Source organism: Quyinboa sediminis, assembly GCF_042219855.1.
Taxonomy (GTDB): Bacteria; Bacteroidota; Bacteroidia; order Bacteroidales; family UBA5342; genus JBHJHP01.
In genome coordinates, this window is record NZ_JBHJHP010000008.1 from 72,173 (window position 1) to 93,661 (window position 21,489).

A 21,489-nucleotide genomic window follows, 5' to 3' on the forward strand; every position below is an offset into this window, starting at 1 on the left:
CTTAACTCCTAATTGTACATTCACAACTGATTATTTGTGTCCGAATGCAAAAACAGTCTCTCTGAAAATCTCTGAAACAGTTGGATGCGGAAAAATAACTTCTTCCAGCTCTTTTAATGTCAGTTCTGTTTCAATGGCCATGCAGGCACCGTAAATCATTTCGGAACTTGGATTACCAATCATATGAACGCCCAGAACTTCGCCGTATTTTTTTCCTACCAATACCTTACATAATCCGTTGAAATTTTCGTTTTCAACCATGAAACGACCGGCATATGTCATAGGAAGTTTTTTTACGTCATACTCTATGTCTTTCTTTTTAGCTTCGTCTTCCGTTAAACCAACCGCAGAAATTTCAGGATCGGTATATACTACGGCAGGAATTGCGTTGTAGCGCATTACATCTTCCCTTCCCGTAAGGTTGTTAACAACGACTTCACCTTCTCTGTATGCCGTGTGAGCCAGCTGTGAAAAACCGGTTACATCGCCCGCTGCAAATACGCCCGGTACATTGGTACGCATTTTATTGTCTACCTTTATTCCTCCCCGTTCAACCTCTACGCCGAGGTTTTCCAGACCAAAGCCCTGAACATTGGCTTTTCGTCCGACAGAAAGCAGGATTTTATCGGCTGATACCTTCTGCTCTTTTCCGTCTTTATCTGTAAATGTCACCTCGTTGCCCTTAACTTCGGTCACTTTACTTTCAAGGTGGAATGCAATGCCATTCTTTTCATATTCCTTCTGCAGCATGCTGCTTAGTTCTCCATCCATTGGTCCCAGGATTTTAGGAAGCATCTCGATGACGGTCACTTTGGTTCCGATGGTATTAAAGAAACAACCAAATTCCATTCCGATAACTCCACCACCAATGATCACCAAAGATTCAGGCCGTTCCTGAAGCTCCAGTATTTCACGGTTCGTCAGAATAACATCCGACACGCCGTCGATACCTTTTATCGGAGGAATAAAAGCTTCTGAACCGGTGCTGACCATAATATTCTTAGCCTGGTACTCCTTGCCATCGGATTCAATGTTAAAACCATCGCCGTTTTTACCTTTTATATTGGCAAATGCTTTTACCACCTCAACTTTGTTGGATTTCATTTTGTGCCCAACACCTCCGACAAGTTTCTTAACAATCTTTTGCTTTCTTTTATAAAGCGTGCCATAATTGAAGCTTACCTCGCCATGATCAATACCATATTTGGCACCATCAAGGGCCTTGTGATAAAGTTTTGCACTGTATAACATTGTTTTTGTAGGTATACATCCTTCATTCAGACATACACCACCCAATTCACGTTTTTCAAAAAGGATAACCTTAAGGCCTTTCTCGCCTGCTCTTTCAGCGGCATCGTAACCGGCCGGGCCGCCACCGATAATTGCTAAGTCGTACATATAAAATTTTTTTATCTTAAAAACAGAACCACAAATGTATTGTTCAATAAAATGTATGCTATTGCATGTATGAATTACCTGAAATAAAACTTGTAATTATTTCGAAAATTCACCTCCCCTGAAACTGACATAGAGCTCAAGGAGTGCAGTCAGTAATACAAAAACACTCCAACTGTTACTGCCACGGTACATTAATGCGGCAGAAAAAATCAGCGACATGCCGCTGAAAATCTGAATCTGTAACAAACGTCCGCGTACCTTTGTCCGGTTCAGAATAAAATTGAAGACCCGCGATAAGGTAAATAAACAGGCACCTGCAAGATAGGCATAGCTTGCCGTCTGGTAGTTTGATATCTTTAATAAAATGCCTGCTAAAACTAATAGAGTTGAAAAATAAAAGAGATTGTTGTTGAGCTTTTGTTTGTTCATACGCCAAATTAATCTTCAATGACAAGGTAAATATCCTCATTTTTCTTTTTCATCAGATATTGTTCCCTGGCAAATTTTTCCAGTGTTTCTTTATCTCCCTTCAACTCGTTCAACATTCGGGTGTTTTCATCAATTTCATTCTTGTAATGTTGCTTTTCTTTTTCGAGTTGATTCAGTTTCTGGTTATTTTTAACCCTGCTGACAAGATTGTACTGGTCAAAAAATACAATCCAGACAATAAAGAAAGCCGTTGTAAGAACAAACTTATTCTTTACAAAAGGGAAAATGCGTATAAAGAAATCTTTTACACTCATGGTAATTATTTCATCTCTCATGACAAATTTATTTTAAACCGTATGCATTACCATAATATAACGACCGGAACTTATAAACAATTTTTCCTACTTTTGTGAAAATTTTTCAACAACGCACCAATGGATGATGTTTTTGATCACATAGTATATTCCAGGGATGTTGTAGAGTTCGTTACTGTAGCAAACCAGTTTTGTCTGTTCATAGAACAAGCCTCTACACAATCGGCAGAGGAGTTTGTTGGTAATGCAGTAAAAATACTTCCTTTGCTGTATCTGAAGGGGACGCTGCTTCCTGAAGCCGAGCGTGAATTTGATGATCCCCTGGAACGCATTGTCACTGAAGAGGACTATCTTGCCATTCGGGACTTTGTGGAATACCTGTTAGGGAAAAGTGATATTTACCTGGAGGTTTTTCATCCCGAGATCAAATACAGTGATGCGCCGGTTAGAGTAAAAATTTCAGAAGATGTTGCCGATATTTACCAGGACATTAAGGATTTCATATCTCTTTATCAGATCGGATCAACAGAAATAATGAACGACGCACTGGCTGAAGTTGTTGATAGTTTCAGAGAATACTGGGGACAAAAACTGGTCAATGTTCTCAGAGCGCTCCACAACCTGAAATACAGTGAAGAAAGAATAGAATCGATAGAGGAAGAAGATGATTTTTACAAACGAACTGATGTCAGCAAAAGTTTTGTCGCAAGAAGGCAGGATGAGTGGAGAAATGAAGAGGAGGATATATAACAGATGACTTATCCTGAAAGTATTACTAAGGAAGAATTGAGCAGTCTGCCGTTGTGTGGTTTCGAAGGAAATGTTGTAGTGGTTGATGATAACTACCAGATAAAACAGGCACTGGAACATTTGCAGCGGCACAATATTATCGGTTTCGATTCTGAAACCAAGCCATCCTTTAAAAAAGGTGTGATTAATGATGTGAGTCTCATACAGCTTTCTACGCATAACACGTGCTATCTTTTCAGACTGAACATGACCGGTCTGACTGATGAGCTTCGTCAACTGATGGAGGATGAGCATATCACAAAAATTGGCCTTTCTCTACGGGATGACATCCGTGGCCTGAGACGACTGGCCGATATTAAACCCAAAGGTTTTATCGATCTTCAGGAAAAAGTGGCGGAGTATGGAATTGATGACCGCAGTCTGAAGAAAATCACGGGTATCGTTCTGAATAAAAGGATATCAAAAAAACAGCGGCTAACCAACTGGGAAAGTACAACGCTTACTGAGGCTCAGCAACGGTATGCTGCGACCGATGCATGGATCTGTCTCGAAATTTACAAAGAACTCATCAGTACTGAAAAATATGAGGAATTACGCTAAAGTCATTCTTAAATCAGGTAAGGACCAGTCTGTAAGACGATATCATCCCTGGATTTTCTCCGGTGCCATTAAAAAAATTATTGGTGAGGTAAAAGAAGGTGATGTGGTGCATGTTTACGACAATAAGGATGAGTTTCTGGGGATGGGGCATTACCAGCCCGGTTCCATTATGGTGCGTATTCTGTCGTTTACACAAAAAGAACCGGATGATCAGTTTTGGTTCAATAAACTGAAGCAAGCATGGGAATTGCGCAGATCGCTCGGACTCATATCTGATACAAATAACACTTACCGTCTGGTTCATGCCGAAGGTGATGGCCTCTCCGGCCTGATTATAGATATGTATAATGGTATCGCTGTAATGCAGTCGCATTCGCTTGGGATGTGGCTGATCAGGGAAAAGCTGGCAGCCATGCTGAAGGAGCTTATGGGTGATAATCTGAAAGCGGTATATGATAAATCAGAAAATACGCTTCCTTTTATGGCAGGAGCCGATCCTAACAACAGCTTTTTGCTTGGTGACAGTGAAGAAGATATCGCACTTGAATATGGCCTGAAGTTTAAGGTTGACTGGTTGAAGGGGCAAAAAACGGGTTTTTTTGTGGATCAGCGCGAAAACAGGAAACTTCTTGAAAACTATTCCAAAGGCCGCGATGTACTGAATATGTTTTGCTATACCGGTGGTTTCTCATTTTATGCCATGCGTGGTGGTGCCGGTCTGGTTCATTCCGTAGACAGCTCCGCACGTGCCATTGATCTGACCAAAGAAAATGTGGAGCTGAATTTTCCGAATGATCCAAGGCATGATGCATTCGCAGTGGATGCCTTTAAATACCTTGAAGATATAAAAGATAAATACGACCTGATTGTTTTGGATCCTCCGGCCTTTGCCAAGCACAAGAATGTATTGCATAACGCATTGCAGGGCTACAAAAAACTGAATGCCAAGGCATTTGAACAAATCCGTAAGGGAGGTATTATTTTCACCTTTTCGTGTTCCCAGGTTGTAACGCGCGATATGTTCCGTAAAACAGTGTTCACTGCTGCTGCACAATCCGGCCGCTTTGTGCGCATCCTTCACCAGCTGGAGCAACCTGCTGACCACCCTGTGAATATTTACCATCCCGAAAGCGAGTATCTGAAGGGGCTCGTACTTTATGTGGAATAAAAACAAACAATTTTGAAATTTAACGAACTGAAATTTGACGATTCTGTACTGGAAGGTATTGATGCCATGGGTTTTGAAACCATGACCCCTGTTCAGGAACAGGCCATGCCTTTTATTATGGAAGGTCAGGATATGATAGCCTGTGCCCAGACCGGTACAGGTAAAACAGCTGCTTTTATGCTGCCGGTTCTGAATGCACTGCACAACAGCCGGACAGGTCATAAAGTTAAAGCGCTGGTGTTAGTTCCCACGCGGGAACTGGCTATACAGATTGATCAGCAGATCCAGGGATTTGCGTATTTTCTGAATGTGTCATCGCTTGCTATTTATGGTGGAAACGACTCCATGAACTGGGATGTGCAGCGCAAAGCCATTACATCAGGAGTGGATGTGGTCGTGGCAACTCCCGGGCGACTGATACAGCATCTTAACCTGAAGTATGTCGACCTTACCGGGGTTGAACATTTTATACTGGACGAAGCAGACCGGATGCTTGATATGGGGTTTTATGATGATATTGTGAAGATTCACAAATACATGCCTCAAAAGAAACAGACATTGATGTTCTCTGCCACCATGCCGAAAAAAATACGGGACCTGGCAAAGACAATTCTGCATGACCCAAAGGAGGTTAGCATCGCTATATCAAAACCTGCTGAAAAAATAATGCAGGTGGCCTATATGCTCTATCCTAACCAGAAGATCCCCTTAGTCCGACACTTGTTGAGCGATAAGGAAATGACCAGTGTCATCATCTTTTCGAGTACCAAAACGGCTGTTAAGGAGATGGCCATGGATCTGAAACGCAAAAAGATGAATGCTGAGGCTATCCATTCCGATCTGGATCAGAAAGAACGGGAGGCAATACTGCGGGAATTCAAAAACAGAAAGGTTCAGATTCTTGTTGCTACCGATATACTTGCACGTGGTATAGACATTGAGAACATTGATCTGGTGATGAATTATGATGTGCCATCCGATCCTGAAGATTATGTACACCGCATAGGACGTACGGCAAGAGCAGAGAAAGACGGTCTGGCCATAACGTTTATTACTGAACATGATCAGGATAAATTTGCCAGGATAGAACAGTTGATTGAAAGGGAAATTTATAAGGCACCTGTTCCCCCGGAACTTGGTGAAACACCGGAATATAATCCGGGAAGACGTGGAGGCGGAGGAAACAGAAATTACCGTAAAAAATTCAATAAATCAGGGAATAAGGGGAAAAAACATTTTCATAAAAAAGATAATAAAAATACCCACCCCAATGCCCGCCATGGCGACAGAAAACAACAGGGCAAACATCACAAACCCGATCACGGGAAAAAAGACTAGTAAAAAAAGAAGTCCGCCCAGAACGAAAGATTCTCATCTTTATTAAATTATAAGGTAGTGGCCGGGGTTAGTGTTGTTACGCCGTTGGCGAAATTTTTCCAATGCGGGATATCAAATGTAAAAAAGTCCGAAGGACGTACTGCTGTAACACAGGATGCCATCCTGTGTTGCCAGCCGGAACGGATAAAGCGCCCTGTAAGGGCAACAGCACATTGACCTATAAATCCAATTTCGAAAAATATTTGCTGCAATGCAAGTATTCCTCTTAATGTCTTCCGGAAAACGTTTTCTTTCTCTTGCGTTTTTGCTATTTTTAGGGCATTAAATTATGACTACCAGAAGAACCTTCATAAAAGGCGCCATTTTAATTCCCGGAATGATTGCCGGTTTTCGGAATGCATTATATGGTTGGTCGGATAATGACTTTACAGGATTGGAAGCCAGGGCCTCTGATTTCAGTCAGCATCTGAAACCTGTAGGCCGTATACTGGAAGAAGAAGGGTATTACGTATGGTGTAATGCACCGATTTATGGTGAGGACGGAAAAGTGCATGTGTTTTATTCCCGCTGGCCGGACAAATACGGAATGGGCGGCTGGATTCATAAAAGTGAAATCGCACATGCCATCGCCGATTCACCGGAATCGGTATTCAGATATGTGGAAACCGTTTTGTCATCAAGAGCGGGTTATTTTGATGCGACAACCTGCCATAATCCGCACATACAGCATGTCAACGGGAAATATTATTTGTTTTATATGGGGAACTCCAATGGTAAGACCAATACCAAACGCATTGGGCTGGCTGTTGCAGATTCACTGAATGGTCCGTGGAAAAGAACGGATGAACCACTTCTGGAGGCCGGACAGGAGGGTGCATGGGATGATCACTGTACCACAAACCCTGCGCTTTTAGTTCATCCGAACGGAGAATACTGGCTGTATTATAAATCGTGGAATACCGAAGAATATGAAGCTGCCAAAGGTAAACGAATCCGGGGAAACCGGAAGTACGGACTGGCTATCGCTAAAAATATTGAAGGGCCCTACAAAAAGTTTGAGGGTAATCCGGTGATTGATTTTTCATCAAGGGGAAATAATGAGCAGCTGGAAGATGCATTTGTGTGGTACGAAAAAAATACTTTCAAACTTATTGCACGGGATATGGGCTTTTTTAACCACGACTATGGCCTGATCTTTGAATCATCCGATGGTCTTCACTGGAACGATCCGGAAGTGGCATATTACGAAGCCGCTCATTATATCAACCAACCTCCGGCCCCCAAACATTTAAGTCGTTATGGGCGGTTCGAAAGGCCACAGCTGCTCATGAAAAACGGCTTACCAAAATATCTTTTTACAACATCTCAGGGTGGGAAATATCAGACATCCAGTGGCTTTGTGTTCAAAATAAAATAATATTGTGAAAAAGTTGTATCATTATATACGTTCTCTGAGAACGTTTGTCCTCCTTCAAAAGGAGGTGGTTCCGACTGATAAGTCGGAATCGGAGGATTTTATTAAGAAAGTGATGAAATATTCCATCAGTGTCATTTTGATTTTTTTATTTGCCTCCTGTGCTTCTGTTGAGCAGGAAGCAAAACCTTCAGGTAAATGGCACAATCAGACCAGGGAGCTGCGCTACCAGCCGGATGGGAACGGTTTTGTAATCCATAACGGCACTCACCGGTTTAACAGGGCACTTTACGGATCCAATACCGGTTTTCGTGTTGAAGCCGGTGATCTGCCGGAATTTGCCATGTACATGCCCCGCATGGGAGGAAACCTGAAATTTGGTCTGATAGCAGGGGAAACGTCGAAATGGCTTATCGCGGCTGAATCCATAAAGGCCCGGTATGAAGCAGGAACAATGACCTATGCCATTGGGGATCCGCTTTTAAAAGGCGGAACGATCCATATCCAGGTACTGGCTCTGGAAGATGCCGATGGCATGATACTAAAGGTTTCGGGAGAAAAGGTTCCGGGCGATGTGGACCTCTTCTGGGCATTTGGTGGGGCCAGCGGTAAACGGTTCTCAAGAGACGGTGATCTGGGTGCTGATCCGGAATCAAGTTTTTATCTGAAACCGGAATATTGTAAAGGTGATGAGTACTTTACGAAAGATAACAGCTTCAATCTCTATTATGCCTCAGGCAGAACACCCTCGGATAATCAGGTAAGCGACTATAAACCCTCCCCGGAGGAACTGAAACATCCTGAACTGCTTCAGAAGAAGCGGATTTTTGGACTTGTTCCGGTTCAATCGGAAATAAAGATTGGTGATGCTGGGTCACAGGATAATCCACTGGATTTTTACAGGTCCGGAAAATCAGATCTGCCTGCAATCTCAGGTATACTGAAACTTAACAGAGACGAGGAAAACTTCTTCCTCCTGGTGAATCCTGATACCAGGATCCGACCGGATTATAATGAGCTGCCGGAACTGTTTACTCAAGCCGATCTATCGAGAAAGGCACTGGAGGACCGAATAAAGATTGAAACGCCGGATCCGTACATTAATGCTGTTGGAGCCACACTGGCAACAGCTGCCGATGCCGTATGGGATGGGAAATCATTCATGCATGGCGCGATAGCCTGGCGCATGCCGCTAAACGGCTGGCGTGGTGCATATGCTGCAGATTGGCTGGGCTGGCACGACAGGGCGGAAACGCATTTTCGCGGCTATTTTAAGTCACAGTATACAGAACCTCCATCCGGACCAAGTGTGCCGGACCCGAAAACACACCTGGCACGCCAGAAAGAGGAGGTGGGGACCGCGTTGTTTACCAGTGGGTATATCAGCAGAAGACCCGGAGGTATTAATAAACCGCACCACTACGACATGAACCTGGTGTTTATATCACAATTGTTATCGCATTTTAACTGGACCGGTGATCTGGATTTTCTGCGTGAGAGCTGGCCGGTACTGGAACGTCATCTGGCATGGGAAAAGCGGTGTTTTGATCCGGATGACGATGGACTTTACAATGCATACGCCTGTATCTGGGCCAGCGATGCCCTGCAATACCGTGGTGGTGATGTCACGCATTCTTCGGCATATAACTACCGCGCCAACAAAATAGCAGCTCAACTGGCACCACTGATTGGGAAAGATCCTGCACCCTATGCTGCGGAAGCCGAAAAAATAAAAAAGGCTGTCAGCGAAAAGCTCTGGCTGTCTGATTTAGGCCGCTTTGCTGAATATAAAGATCTTCTGGGTAATCAGCTGGTCCATCCGGATGCCGCTGTCTGGACCGTGTACCATGCAGTGGATGAAGGTCTGGCTGATCCATTTCAGGCCTGGCAGTCAACCGACTATATAGACCATTATATTCCGCATATTCCGGTAGAAGCAGTAGGTCTGGAGTCCGGAAAATACTATACCATTTCAACCACCAACTGGATGCCGTATACCTGGTCCATTAATAACGTAGCTTTGGCTGAGGTGCTGCATACTGCTCTTGCTTACTGGCAGTCAGGACGTTCGGACAAGGCTTTCGAACTGACCAAAAGTTCATTCCTCGATTACATGTTCATGGGAGCAAGTCCTGGAAATTTCGGACAGCTGTCTTATTACGATGCCTTCAGGGGTGAACTCTACCGCGATTTTGCCGATCCTATTGGCATGGCATCACGTGCGTTGGTGGAAGGGCTCTTCGGTGTTGAACCGGATATGCTGAACGGGAAACTTACCGTTAATCCCGGATGGCCGGAAGACTGGAATTATGCCAGACTGGAAACACCGGATATAAAAATTGATTACAGCCGGAACGGGAAAACAGACAGTTATACCATTGTATCTCATTTTCCGAAGAAAGTGAAGCTGCTATTAAAACTACGAGCTTCATCTGATCAGGTGAAATCAGTGACGTTGAACGGAGCCCCTGTTGATTATAAGGTTGACGAGGATGCCATCGGATCACCCGAAATACGCATTGAAACACCGGAGGCTACAGAATTTAATATTAACGTGGAATGGTCCGGAAAACCCATAAATGAACCTGAAATTTTACCGGTTTATGCGCTTGGCGATCATCTTCGCTTAAACTCTGAGGAGTGGACTGTAAAAGATTACAACGACCCGCAGAAGATATTACGGGAAATCAACAGATCGAAAGATGGTGTTGCATTAAAACTGGGCGGTGAAAAAGGCTGGCGGACTATGTTTGTCAGGCTCAGTCAGGGCGATATGACCTGGTGGCAGCCCCTGACCTTTGAACTTCGGGCTCCGGTTGATATTGTCTATGACAAAGCACAGCCGAAAGATAAAATTGAGTTTAGAATCCGGAATAATTCTGAAAACGAATTTGAAGGGTTTTACAGTATTGGCTCATTCAGACAGGAACTGACATTGCAGCCCCGTCAGGAAACCCCGTTGCAATCTGTCCCCGTTGAATACCTGGTTCCCGGAACAAATATCATATTGGTGACATCCGGAGAAAGTGCTACAGCGGAAGAAGTCATCAACTGGAATATAAAAAAGGCACCCGGAGCAGAATTTGAAACTGTTTCACTGGACAAGGCATTTAATGACAGGGTAACGAGCATTTTTAAGGAGCAGTATTACCATCCACGCTCACCGTATCCAACACTGAGCATACCGGTTCAGGGCATAGGCGACTGGTGTTCCTACCGCGAGACAGAAGAGATTGATGATGCTGGAATTCGTGAAAAAGCCGGTGCACAGGGCGAAATCACTTCACCGGAGGGCATCCCCTTTGCCATTTCATCTGAAGAGGGTGAAAATATCCTCTTTACATCGCAATGGGATAATTATCCGGATTCAGCACAGGTTGATTTGTCCGGAAAGGCATCGCATATCTATTTGCTGATGGCCGGATCAATGCATCACATGCAGGTGAACATGATGAATGGCCGGGTTCGGGTGGAATATGCCGATGGTTCAAATGTCGTGTTGCCGCTGAAAAGTCCTGAAAACTGGTGGCCCATCGAGCAGGATTATTATGAAGATGGCTATGCCTTTGAGGTGCACACGCCACGTCCTCCGCGTCTTTATCTGAAAAGCGGCGAATGGCATATGGATACCTATGATGTGCTGAGAAAGAACGGCACCAATAAGATTGAAGGTGGTGCGGCCACGCTTCTGGATCTGCCGTTAAATCCGGATAAGGAGCTGAAGTCGCTGACCCTTATGACCAATACCACCGATGTGGTGATCGGACTGATGGCGGCAACATTACAGCGGGTGAAATAAAAAGTTATTCCCGCTGATTGCACAGATAATACAACGTTTGTAGAATCGTAATTATAATGGAAAATAATAATTTAAAAACAATTGAATAATCAGCGATCCTGATAGCTATCGGGACTGCGGGAAGTTTGAAATTAAAAACACAATAATATGACCTTAAAATCCAATTCAATCCTGATGCTGGTGCTGCTGGTTATGGCCGTACTGGTTTCTTCGTGTGGCACAAAAGAACAAACGGCTTCAAAAATTGACCGCAAAGTATTGGTCACCCGCCATAATGTGGAACTGACCGCTGTCGATACACTGGCATCACTTTCCGTCGGGAATGGCAGTTTTGCCTATACCGTAGATGTTACCGGACTTCAGACTTTTCCTGAGGTATATGAAAAAGGTGTTTGCCTGGGGACCATGTCGGAGTGGGGCTGGCACAGCTTCCCGAATACCGGTGATTACAAACTGAGCGATACCTACAAATATTACGATGTGGAAGGACGGGAGATTCCGTATGCGGTACAGTGGCGTGAACCCGGAAGAAAAAGGGACGCAGCGAATTATCTGCGCGAAAATCCACACCGCCTGCATCTGGGTATTGTCGGTCTTGAATTACTCAACGACGATAAATCACCGGTTCAGATTGAAACGCTGAAGAATATTGACCAGAAACTGGATATGTGGTCAGGTCTGATCTCCAGTTCATTCGATGTGAACGGTGAAAATATTATGGTTCAAACCGTTTGTCACCCTGAAAAGGACCTGATTGGAATTCGTCTGGAAACCAATAAAATTGTGAAGGGTGAAACCGGTATAAAAGTAATTTTCCCCTATCCGACAGGTGGTCATGTGGATGATGCCTGCGACTTCGGACACGATGATAAACATAAATCTGAGATCGTATCTGAGGACGAAAACAGTGTGATTTTTAAACATACCATTGATACTACGGTATATTTTGCAAGGCTTGTATGGACCGGTAAAGCAGACCTGAATAAGAAAAAGGCACATTATTTTGTTTTGATGCCGGATGCTGAGAATACAACGTTTGAAGCTACTGTTGAATTCAATGCTCACAACAATTTTGAAACAGCCGTGGCATACACCGATGTGGAATCGGCATCAGCTGGCATGTGGGGAAATTACTGGACAACCACTGGTGTCGTGGATTTTTCAGGAACCAAAGATACACGTGCTGCAGAACTGGAACGTCGCATTGTGTTGTCGCAATATCTTACACGCCTGCAATGTGCTTCGGATTTTCCACCGCAGGAAACGGGACTGACGTTTAACAGCTGGTATGGTAAACCGCATCTGGAAATGCACTGGTGGCATGGTGTGCACTGGGCTTACTGGAATCGGACCGATCTGTTGGAAAAAAGTCTGGATTATTATAATCACATCTATGATAAAGCTAAAACCAAGGCAGAGATCCAGGGGTATGCCGGTGTACGCTGGCCCAAAATGACCGATCATCAGGGCGATGACAGTCCGTCCGGTGTGGGCGAATTTCTGATCTGGCAGGAGCCGCACATCATCTATTATGCAGAGTTGTGCTATCGTGCACATCCTGATCAGGCCACCCTGGAGAAATATGCCAAAGTCGTTTTTGCCACCGCAGATTTTATGGCTGACTTTGCGCGTTACGATGCTGAAAATGACCGCTATTATCTGGGTCCTCCGTTGATCCCGGCTCAGGAAAGCCTGCAACGCGAGGTGACTGTGAATCCGCCTTTTGAACTGGGTTACTGGTACTGGGGCCTTAGTATTGCACAACAATGGAAGGAACGAATGGGTAAAGAACCGAATCCGGAATGGCAGAAAGTGATCGAAGGCCTGCCGACTTTCGCCCGGAAGGATGGACTATACCTGGCGGCTGAAAGTGCGCCGGATTCATATACCAACGAGGAACACTACTCGGATCATCCGATGGTATTGGGCGCGTTTGGTATCCTGCCGAATACAGTTGGTGTGGATACTTCGGTAATGGCAAATACGTTTGATTATATAGAGGAACACTGGAACTGGGACAGAACCTGGGGCTGGGATTACCCGATGGCAGCCATGAGTGCTACACGCCTTGGAAAACCAGACAAAGCCATTGATCTGCTGATGAAAGATGTGCTGAAAAATACCTATCTGCCCAATGGACATAATTATCAGGGTACACGTCTGCGCATTTATCTGCCGGGTAATGGCGGACTGCTCACAGCTGTTGCCATGATGTGTGCGGGTTATGAGGGGAGTACAACAAATAATCCGGGATTCCCCAAAGACTGGAACGTGAAATGGGAAGGATTGCAACCGGTGTTTTAGCTAGGAGCATTTTGGTTGTTTGAAAAGTCCCCCTTTTTCAAAAGGGGGTGTACCGATTCAGATCGGGACAGGGGATTTTTTCAGATCGAATGGTTATAATTTTTATAATCTATTTAAACGATTTGAAATACCAGAGAAACAGAAATCACTTACTTTAGTGTTTGGTTTAAATTGATATAGTTTATGAAATTCAGGTACCTATGCACAATAATTGTGCTGTTCAGTCTGATATGTTTCCCTCTTTTTTCTCAGACCATTACCATTTTGCATACTAACGATATGCATGCGCATATTCTGGAAGAAAAATCACCCGACGGAACATTAACGGGTGGCTTTGCACAGCTTTCCGCAGTGATTGAGAAAGAAAAGCATAAAACAGATCACCCGGTTTTTGTAGCCGATGCCGGTGATTTCCTTATGGGAACGCTGTTTCAGATGATTGAGATGGAATCGGGTTTTCAGTTGAACCTGATGAAAACAATGGGTTACGATGCCGTTAGTATCGGGAATCATGAATTTGATTTTGGTGTTAAACCCTTTGTCGATTATGCAAGGAAAGCCAGTGCCATAGGTTGTCCGCCTTTAGTACTTGCCAATATAGATTATGCAGAAAATAAAAATGATGAAGGTCTCGCCGGACTTTACAGGGATTCCATTGTAGCCCCATATACCATAGTGGAAAAGGATGGCGTAAAAGTCGGATTTTTTGGCATTCTGGGAGATATTGCCTACGACTACACGCCCAACCTTTATGCCTACAAGCTGGAGAACCGGATTAAGACTGCCAAAAAGATCATTAAAACTCTGAAGGAGGAGCACCAGGTGGATTTTATCATCTGTCTATCGCATAGTGGTGTTTATAAAAATGAAAAAGGGGAGTGGGATATGTCAGAAGATATTGAGCTGGCCTCGAAAACCGACGGCATTGATGCCATTATCAGCGGACACACCCATACGCGTTTGGATCAGCCATTGATATATAACGGGACACCCATCGTGCAAACCGGAGCTTATGGTGAGAATATCGGCAAGCTAACGCTTGTAAAGAACAATCCGTCAGAACTAAAATATGAACTGATTCCGGTGACTGGTGAAAGACCTGAGAACGGTACAGTGGAAGTAAAGATTGAGATACAGTTTCAGCATCTGAAGGATACCTTGCAAAAATACGTCGGTATCGATTACAACAAAAAGATACTGGAAACAGCTTTCCCATTGCAGTATATGGATGAAGAACCAGCCAAAAGCAATATTGCGCCGCTGATTGCCGATGCTATTCAATATAATGTGAATCAAAAAGACGCGACAGGAACCGATATTTCACTCATTGCCCAGGGGATGATTCGCTCGGGACTCGAGCCGGGCAGCTATGCCCTGCCGCAGATTTTCAGTGTGGCATCGCTGGGAGAAGGGAATGACAAGGTTCCGGGCTATGCCTTATCCCGCATGTATTTTACGGCACACGAAATTAAAACGGTACTGGAAATGCTGGAGATGATGGCAAAGAATGATCCCACCTATTTTATTCATGCAAGTGGAATGGAGATCGTCAGGAATGAGGATGGAGGGTTCTTTAAGAAGATTGCTGCCATAAAAATGCCGGATCAAAACGGAATATTTAAAGCAATTGATCTTTCAAAAAAGAATAAGAAATTATATGCGGTAACGGCGGATACCTACATGATGCGGAATCTTTCGCTGATTAAAAAGAAAAGCTTTGGATTACTCAAAGTAATTCCCAAAATGGAAGACGGTATGCCTGTTGTGGATATTAATGCAACCATAATTGATGGCGATAAAATAAAACCGGGAGTTCAGGAAATCAAAGTGTGGAAAAGTCTGATAGAATATGCCGGATCATTTAAAGATTTAGATGGCAACGGCATTCCGGATGTACCGGAAAGGTATAAAATTGAATTTAATTAAAAGAACTATTGTACTATATCTGATTGACCAAGGTCTAAAAAATTAATTATAAATCCTCTCCCGATGAACATCGGGATCTCCTTTTTCAAAGGAGAATAACTAAAACACAAACCGTAACGTTAAAGCATTCGGAGACAAAGCTACCTGTGATAATGCACCGCCAAATGAATTGCCATGGTGGTGCTGAATGCCATACATAACAAGATCGAACACAAACAAAAATGCGCCCTGAAGCATTACCGACTTTCCGTAACCATTCAGCAGATCCCTGTATTTTTCCTTTTTCTGCGAAAGATGAGTCATATAATAGCCACCTGCCATGTAGAGTACATCAAGACCCGCATTGATCAGAAACGTATTTTCAGTTTTTTGTTGTGCTGATAGAATGCTTTTTGCATCCATCAGAGAAGGATCTGTATGGATCGCACTGTAAAGCCCGATGCCGGCAATGGTCAGATTGACCGTATTCCAGAAGAGGTTCATCTGGTGAAAGTATTTTTGATTGCCATCATATTTACTCCAGCCATAGGCCCCGGTGGCTATGTTGGCCAATGCCCAGCCTCCCAATACATACATGCCGGTCTGGTTTATATTCAACGATTTAGCATACAGGTCAGGATAATCCTGGGCCAGAATGGGCAGGCTTAATGCCAGTAATACTATGATCAGGTGTTTCCGCATACGATTTTATTTTTAATAACAAGGAGGATGTGTTAATGGTTGAACAACCGGATTATATTGAACTAATATACAAAGGGTAGGTCGGAATAATCATGACAGGATGAAAAATCAAAAAAAATAACATTAAACGAAATCGCATGCATTCTGTTATGTATATTTGTGATTGAACACAACAATCACCAACATGAAAAAGCAAACACTATTACTACTGCTGGTTTTGGCAGTATGGTCTTGTAAAGAAAAAGAGATGAATCCATTATTAGTTAAAGAATTTAAGACCCCTCATCAAACTGCACCGTTTAATGAGATTAAGAATGAAGATTTTATGCCCGCCTTTGAGGAGGCTTTTAAACAGGGGCGTGAAGAAATTGATGCCATAAAAAACAATGCAGAAGAACCGACGTTTGAGAATACCATTGCGGCATTGGATTATGCCGGGAGCTTGTTGTCAAGAACATCGGGTGTGTTCTATAACCTGTTGAGTTCTGAAACATCGGACACATTGCAGGAAATAGCTCAGATCCTGTCGCCTAAAATGACAGCGTATCATAACGATATCACGCTGGACGATGCATTATTCGGACGTGTGAAGGCTGTGTATGATAAGCGGAATGAGCTGGGACTGACCACGGAACAAACGAAATTGCTGGAAGATACCTACTCCGGTTTTGCCCGTAACGGTGCGAATCTGGATGACGCAGATAAAACAAAGCTGCGGGCCATAAACGAGGAGTTGTCAAAACTTTCACTGGATTTCAATAATCATGTACTGGCTGAAACCAACGCCTGGACAAAACTGGTCACCAACGAGGAAGAACTGAAAGGTATACCTGAAGGTATGAAATCGATTCTGGCTTCCAAGGCTAAAAAAGAAGGCAAGGAGGGTTGGCTGGTGGATATTACCATGCCGGTATATGTGAGCATGATGAAATATGCAGATAACCGTGATCTACGCCACGAGCTGTACATGGCCTACGGACAAAAAGGTTTTCAGGACAATGAAAATAACAATGAAGCTATTGTTAAACGGCTGACCCGGTTACGCCTTGAACGAGCCCATCTTCTGGGTTATGATACCTATGCCGATTATGTGCTGGTACGCCGCATGGCAGAAAATCCGGATAATGTTTATGATTTGTTGAACAAGCTTCTTGCTGCATCCTTGCCTGCTGCTGAAAAAGAAAAAGCAGAAGTGACTGCCAAAGCTAAAGCGCTGGGATTTAAGGGAGAACTGATGCCCTGGGACTGGTCGTATTATTCTGAAGAACTGAAAAGCGAAAAGTTCGATCTGGATGATGAAATGCTGAAGCCCTATTTCAAGCTTGAAAATGTGATCAGTGGTGTATTTGGCCTGGCAACTGATCTGTATGGCATCACATTTAAAGAAAACAGGGATATTCAGGTGTACAATCCTGAAGTCATTCCGTATGAGGTATACGATCAGGATGGTTCCTTTCTTGCCGTGTTGTATGCCGATTTCCATCCCAGAAAGGGAAAGAGAGGCGGTGCCTGGATGAACGATTTTAAAGGACAGTGGAAAAAAGACGGAAAAGACAGCAGACCGCATATTACCATTGTGATGAACTTTACACCAAGCACTGAAGATGCTCCTTCGCTTCTGACGTATGACGAAGTGGAGACCTTTCTGCATGAATTTGGCCATTCTTTGCACGGTATGTTTGCCGCCACTACTTATCCCGGACTTTCCGGAACCAATGTCTTCCAGGATTTTGTGGAACTACCGTCCCAGATTATGGAGAACTGGGGACCCGAAAAACAGTTCCTCGACAAGTTTGCGGTTCATTATAAAACAGGTGAGCCCATTCCTGCTGAACTGGTTCAGAAGATCGTGGATTCACGGAACTTTAATGCCGGTTATCAATCCGTTCGTCAGCTGAGTTTTGGTTTGCTTGATATGGCCTGGCATACATTGAAACAGCCTTATGACGGCAATGTGAAAGAGTTCGAGGAACAAGCCTGGGCACCGACACGTCTGTTTCCTGAAATAGACGGTGTGTGTATGAGTACACAGTTTGGCCATTTATTCGCAGGTGGTTATGCTGCCGGATATTACGGTTATAAATGGGCAGAGGTGCTGGATGCCGATGCATTTTCACTGTTCCGTGAAAAAGGAATATTCAATAAGGATGTGGCCACATCATTCAGAAGAAATATTCTGGAAAAAGGGGGTACTGAAAACGCAATGGTACTCTACAAACGGTTTCGTGGCCAGGAACCTTCGATCGATGCACTGTTGATGCGCAGTGGTCTGAAAAGCGCATCCTGATACATGTCGTTACTGAAAGGATATCATAAAGAGGTTCGGGCTTTGCTTGGCAGTTTGACTGCGAAGAGGCTTTCGAACCTTTTTCTTTTGTATGGATCACATAGCCTTTCAAAACTGCTGAAACGAAATTTGCACCGTGGCAAACCGGCCTATTTAACACTGGAAACAACAAATAGCTGTAATCTGTCCTGTCCGGAATGTGTCACGGGGATGAACGGTTTGAAAAGGGCCACATCCTGGATGTCAGCCGGGGATGCCTCCGGGGTGATAGCGCAGACAAAGGCCCATGCTATTGTAGCCAATCTGTATTTTCAGGGTGAACCTCTGCTGAATCCGGATCTTTTTAAGATCATTGCAGAAACATCGGATGCCGGCATCTATTCAATCATATCTACCAATGCCCAAAACCTGACACCTGAAAAAGCAGAACAACTGGTTAAAAACGGATTGAAGAAAATTGTGGTTTCCATGGACGGGTTCACCCAGGAAACGTATGCGAAGTACAGGGTACGGGGAAAACTGCAGCATGTGCTTGATGGCATTGCCAATCTTGTGGAAGCCAGAAAAAAGTATAAGAGTGTGTTTCCGCTAATTGAGGTTCAGTTCATCGTATTCCGGTTCAATGAGCATGAAATTCAGGAAGCCCGAAAAAAAGTATATAATTGGGGAGCAGACCGGTTCGTCCTTAAAACAGCCCAGTTTTACGATGCAGAGAGAGCCAAAAACTGGATGCCGCAGGAAAGCAGGTATGCACGATACAGTAGCAGCGATAACTCAAGGATTAAAAACAGTGCCGCATCGGGATGTAAAAAAATGTGGACCAGCATGGTGGTATGTTCAGGGGGTGAAACAGCGCTGTGTTGCATGGATAAAAACGCATTATTCTCACCAGGGAAAATTCAGGATGGAAGTACAGATCAGATTTGGCAAGGCCATAAAATGAGACAATTCCGGCAAAGGGTAGCGGAGGGAGAGTATTTATCCATATGCCGGAACTGTCCTTTAAAGGGTTAATATGCTGTAGTTAAAGTCCCAGTGCTTCACGTAAGGTGTGTTTCCAGATAATATAGCCCTTATGTACCATATGCAGGTTATCCTTGCAGAAGATATCTTTCTTTAAAGTCCCGTCAGCATTGAACATTGGGGTGGAGATATCCACATAATACACATCGTTGTGTGTCTTTACCATGTCCTTCATTTTTTGATGCAGCTCCTTGTATTGATCCCAGTAAGCCATACGCGCTATGGATGGTTTGGGTGACAAAAAGTATATTCTGGTATCTGCCCTGTTCGCTTGTACTTCGCTGATAAACTGTTCCATATTGCGGATAATGGTATCCAGTGGAAACTTGTCAACAATGTCGTTATCACCTTCGTAATAAACGATCATCGCCGGATTATAGGGCAGAACAATATCATTCATGTGCAGAAGCACATCTTTGGAGTTGGATCCGCCAAATCCGCGGTGAATCACATTCAATTCCGGAAAATCCTCATGAACCGATCCCCACATCCGCATACTGGAACTGCCTATAAACAGAGCTCCGTCAGGTTCCGGAAAACTGATCCTGTCCTTTAAATGGAATATATTAAACGATTCATAGAACCGAGGAGCCGGAATATGGACATATTTTCTTGGTGACACAATCAGATTATGAAAACCGATGGTCTGGCCGTTAAGAATGACAGATAAAGTGTCGTTCATTACATCAAATCCGGATCCGGGATCAATTTCAACAGCTTTATCGGCATCGTTGTTTTCTATAGACAGCTCCTTGACAAGCTGATCCCCTTTGTAGATTGCAAGTTTGCCTCTTCCTGTAAAGCCAGTAATGGCAAGGGTAATATCCTTATCATCAGTAACGGTAGCTTTACTGGTTGTTTCATACAGTTTTGATTCTGCTTTGCCCAGCCTGACCGGATAATGGGTAAATGATGTCTCGTTACTGAAATTTCCGGCATATAGTTTTAGACTGTTCATGTCGGGATCGTTTTTCATATCCGGATCATTTACATAAATCTGTAAAGAGAGCGTTGAGCCAACCTGCGGCTTATTTCCAATGGCTTCGGTAGCGATATAGACCTCCAGTTTGGTTGTGCCGTTTTCGGTATGACCCATCGCTTTTTGAGAAGGTCCAACCGAACGCAGATAACATTTCTTCCGGTGATCCGTTACATAAATAATCGCGTCACCATTGGGGTAAAAAGTCAGTGGAATGGAATACTGTACAATATCATCTTTCCCTTTTTCGGGTGAGATAAAAATGTCAACCGCATCACTCCTGCAACACGAGTCAGGATGGATGTAGTTTATGTCATCATTAATTTCAAAGTACAGGTAAATGCCTTCTCCTGCCCATGCAGCACTCATTTGGACTTTTAAATCTTTCGGGTTGGGTATGTTGCCATACTCATCAGAAAAAATGCGAACGTGTTCCGCCTGGTCCCAGTCATCAAACTGACCATCGATATTAATATTGGGCTGTTCTGCAAAAACCAATTCCGTATCCGTTGGTTTATAAGTTCTGTTACACGATACGAACAGCATTAAAATGAATATTAGAAACGGGTTTAAATAATGAAAAACATTCGTACAACGATTGTCTTGTGTCCTGTGTCTTGATTCTTGTGTCTTCATGGAGGTCATTTTGAAAAGTTTTCCTTATTGATTTTAAGTACCTGATCCGACTTGCAAACCGGACAGTTGTGTTCAGCCAGGGTTTCCGGAACAGTAAAGCGGGTAAAGCATTCCTTGCAGCTGTACCAGTTGTTATTAAGGTTGGCATTCCCGAAAACGGTTCTGATCTCCTTTACATTTACAAGGGCGTCTGCTATTTTCCTTCTGGCACTTTCGTAAATCCGGGCGAATGTAGCTCTGGAGACATCCATCTTAAGAGCAGCTTCCTCATGATTCATCAGGTCATAATCAGCCAGTTTTAAGGCTTCATACTCTTCATAATTTAAATTTACAGAATCGTTAGGTCTCGTACATCCATAGGGTTTATATCCTCTGAACCCTGGAGGTGCTGTTATGTTTCGTAAGCGTCTTTTCCTTGGCATATTTTGAGTTTAGTACAAATT

General features: G+C 43.7%; 16 protein-coding genes. 10 read left to right on the forward strand and 6 right to left on the reverse strand.

Going from position 1 to position 21,489, the window contains the following annotated elements:
* Window positions 1-30 precede the first annotated feature (30 nt).
* From lpdA to ACE1EF_RS17000, 3 genes are all read right to left on the reverse strand, one after another.
* Window positions 31-1,398: a dihydrolipoyl dehydrogenase gene (gene lpdA / locus ACE1EF_RS16990; RefSeq protein ID WP_375721891.1), complete on the reverse strand. Its 1,368-nt coding sequence runs from the start codon at window positions 1,396-1,398 to the stop codon at window positions 31-33.
* Between the two features lie 96 nt (window positions 1,399-1,494).
* Window positions 1,495-1,827, reverse strand: a complete 333-nt coding sequence (locus ACE1EF_RS16995; protein ID WP_375721892.1) for a hypothetical protein — start codon at window positions 1,825-1,827, stop codon at window positions 1,495-1,497.
* An 8-nt stretch (window positions 1,828-1,835) separates the two neighbouring features.
* Window positions 1,836-2,162 carry an FtsB family cell division protein gene (locus tag ACE1EF_RS17000; RefSeq protein ID WP_375721893.1) on the reverse strand — a complete coding sequence of 109 codons (327 nt, stop codon included), beginning with the start codon at window positions 2,160-2,162 and terminating at the stop codon, window positions 1,836-1,838.
* A 99-nt stretch (window positions 2,163-2,261) separates the two neighbouring features.
* On the opposite strand from ACE1EF_RS17000, the gene ACE1EF_RS17005 reads away from it, so the two are divergent.
* The 8 genes from ACE1EF_RS17005 (at window position 2,262) to ACE1EF_RS17040 (ending at window position 15,440) form a co-directional block, all read left to right on the forward strand.
* A complete protein-coding gene (locus ACE1EF_RS17005) occupies window positions 2,262-2,891 on the forward strand; it encodes a DUF5063 domain-containing protein (protein ID WP_375721894.1) in 630 nt (209 codons plus the stop codon).
* A gap of 3 nt (window positions 2,892-2,894) precedes the next feature.
* A complete protein-coding gene (locus tag ACE1EF_RS17010) occupies window positions 2,895-3,491 on the forward strand; it encodes a 3'-5' exonuclease (protein WP_375721895.1) in 597 nt (198 codons plus the stop codon).
* On the forward strand, window positions 3,475-4,659 hold the full coding sequence (locus ACE1EF_RS17015) for a class I SAM-dependent rRNA methyltransferase (RefSeq protein ID WP_375721896.1): 1,185 nt from the start codon (window positions 3,475-3,477) through the stop codon (window positions 4,657-4,659). The genes ACE1EF_RS17010 and ACE1EF_RS17015 overlap by 17 nt, the downstream gene beginning before the upstream one ends.
* Window positions 4,660-4,671: 12 nt before the next feature.
* Window positions 4,672-5,997, forward strand: a complete 1,326-nt coding sequence (locus ACE1EF_RS17020) for a DEAD/DEAH box helicase (RefSeq protein ID WP_375721897.1) — start codon at window positions 4,672-4,674, stop codon at window positions 5,995-5,997.
* Between the two features lie 328 nt (window positions 5,998-6,325).
* Window positions 6,326-7,414: a glycoside hydrolase family protein gene (locus tag ACE1EF_RS17025; protein WP_375721898.1), complete on the forward strand. Its 1,089-nt coding sequence runs from the start codon at window positions 6,326-6,328 to the stop codon at window positions 7,412-7,414.
* A 4-nt stretch (window positions 7,415-7,418) separates the two neighbouring features.
* On the forward strand, window positions 7,419-11,210 hold the full coding sequence (locus tag ACE1EF_RS17030; RefSeq protein WP_375721899.1) for a DUF4450 domain-containing protein: 3,792 nt from the start codon (window positions 7,419-7,421) through the stop codon (window positions 11,208-11,210).
* Window positions 11,211-11,357: 147 nt separating this feature from the next.
* Window positions 11,358-13,514, forward strand: coding sequence for a hypothetical protein (locus ACE1EF_RS17035; protein WP_375721900.1), 2,157 nt, complete (start codon window positions 11,358-11,360; stop codon window positions 13,512-13,514).
* A 183-nt stretch (window positions 13,515-13,697) separates the two neighbouring features.
* Window positions 13,698-15,440: a bifunctional metallophosphatase/5'-nucleotidase gene (locus ACE1EF_RS17040; protein ID WP_375721901.1), complete on the forward strand. Its 1,743-nt coding sequence runs from the start codon at window positions 13,698-13,700 to the stop codon at window positions 15,438-15,440.
* A gap of 99 nt (window positions 15,441-15,539) precedes the next feature.
* Here the strand turns inward: ACE1EF_RS17040 and ACE1EF_RS17045 are convergent, their stop codons facing one another.
* Complete coding sequence (locus ACE1EF_RS17045; RefSeq protein ID WP_375721902.1) at window positions 15,540-16,121, reverse strand: DUF6992 family protein; 582 nt, start codon at window positions 16,119-16,121, stop codon at window positions 15,540-15,542.
* A 184-nt stretch (window positions 16,122-16,305) separates the two neighbouring features.
* On the opposite strand from ACE1EF_RS17045, the gene ACE1EF_RS17050 reads away from it, so the two are divergent.
* The gene (locus ACE1EF_RS17050) at window positions 16,306-18,408 is read left to right on the forward strand and encodes a M3 family metallopeptidase (protein ID WP_375721903.1); all 2,103 of its coding nucleotides are present in this window, start codon (window positions 16,306-16,308) and stop codon (window positions 18,406-18,408) included.
* Window positions 18,409-18,411: 3 nt separating this feature from the next.
* The gene (locus ACE1EF_RS17055) at window positions 18,412-19,422 is read left to right on the forward strand and encodes a radical SAM/SPASM domain-containing protein (RefSeq protein ID WP_375721904.1); all 1,011 of its coding nucleotides are present in this window, start codon (window positions 18,412-18,414) and stop codon (window positions 19,420-19,422) included.
* Window positions 19,423-19,432: 10 nt separating this feature from the next.
* Here ACE1EF_RS17055 and ACE1EF_RS17060 read toward each other — a convergent pair whose 3' ends face one another.
* Window positions 19,433-20,956, reverse strand: a complete 1,524-nt coding sequence (locus ACE1EF_RS17060) for a GDSL-type esterase/lipase family protein (RefSeq protein WP_375721905.1) — start codon at window positions 20,954-20,956, stop codon at window positions 19,433-19,435.
* Window positions 20,957-21,051: 95 nt separating this feature from the next.
* On the reverse strand, window positions 21,052-21,468 hold the full coding sequence (locus ACE1EF_RS17065) for a DUF134 domain-containing protein (RefSeq protein ID WP_375721906.1): 417 nt from the start codon (window positions 21,466-21,468) through the stop codon (window positions 21,052-21,054).
* Window positions 21,469-21,489: the final 21 nt, after the last annotated feature.

Bases quoted from the DNA above. Each gene is read 5' to 3' on its own strand.
- ACE1EF_RS16995 (WP_375721892.1), bottom strand. From the start codon at position 1,827: ATGAACAAACAAAAGCTCAACAACAATCTCTTTTATTTTTCAACTCTA.
- ACE1EF_RS17055 (WP_375721904.1), top strand. From the start codon at position 18,412: ATGTCGTTACTGAAAGGATATCATAAAGAGGTTCGGGCTTTGCTTGGC.
- ACE1EF_RS17060 (WP_375721905.1), bottom strand. From the start codon at position 20,956: ATGCTGTTCGTATCGTGTAACAGAACTTATAAACCAACGGATACGGAA.
- ACE1EF_RS17065 (WP_375721906.1), bottom strand. From the start codon at position 21,468: ATGCCAAGGAAAAGACGCTTACGAAACATAACAGCACCTCCAGGGTTC.
- ACE1EF_RS17015 (WP_375721896.1), top strand. From the start codon at position 3,475: ATGAGGAATTACGCTAAAGTCATTCTTAAATCAGGTAAGGACCAGTCT.
- ACE1EF_RS17045 (WP_375721902.1), bottom strand. From the start codon at position 16,121: ATGCGGAAACACCTGATCATAGTATTACTGGCATTAAGCCTGCCCATT.
- ACE1EF_RS17005 (WP_375721894.1), top strand. From the start codon at position 2,262: ATGGATGATGTTTTTGATCACATAGTATATTCCAGGGATGTTGTAGAG.
- lpdA (WP_375721891.1), bottom strand. From the start codon at position 1,398: ATGTACGACTTAGCAATTATCGGTGGCGGCCCGGCCGGTTACGATGCC.
- ACE1EF_RS17025 (WP_375721898.1), top strand. From the start codon at position 6,326: ATGACTACCAGAAGAACCTTCATAAAAGGCGCCATTTTAATTCCCGGA.
- ACE1EF_RS17010 (WP_375721895.1), top strand. From the start codon at position 2,895: ATGACTTATCCTGAAAGTATTACTAAGGAAGAATTGAGCAGTCTGCCG.
- ACE1EF_RS17040 (WP_375721901.1), top strand. From the start codon at position 13,698: ATGAAATTCAGGTACCTATGCACAATAATTGTGCTGTTCAGTCTGATA.
- ACE1EF_RS17035 (WP_375721900.1), top strand. From the start codon at position 11,358: ATGACCTTAAAATCCAATTCAATCCTGATGCTGGTGCTGCTGGTTATG.
- ACE1EF_RS17000 (WP_375721893.1), bottom strand. From the start codon at position 2,162: ATGAGAGATGAAATAATTACCATGAGTGTAAAAGATTTCTTTATACGC.
- ACE1EF_RS17050 (WP_375721903.1), top strand. From the start codon at position 16,306: ATGAAAAAGCAAACACTATTACTACTGCTGGTTTTGGCAGTATGGTCT.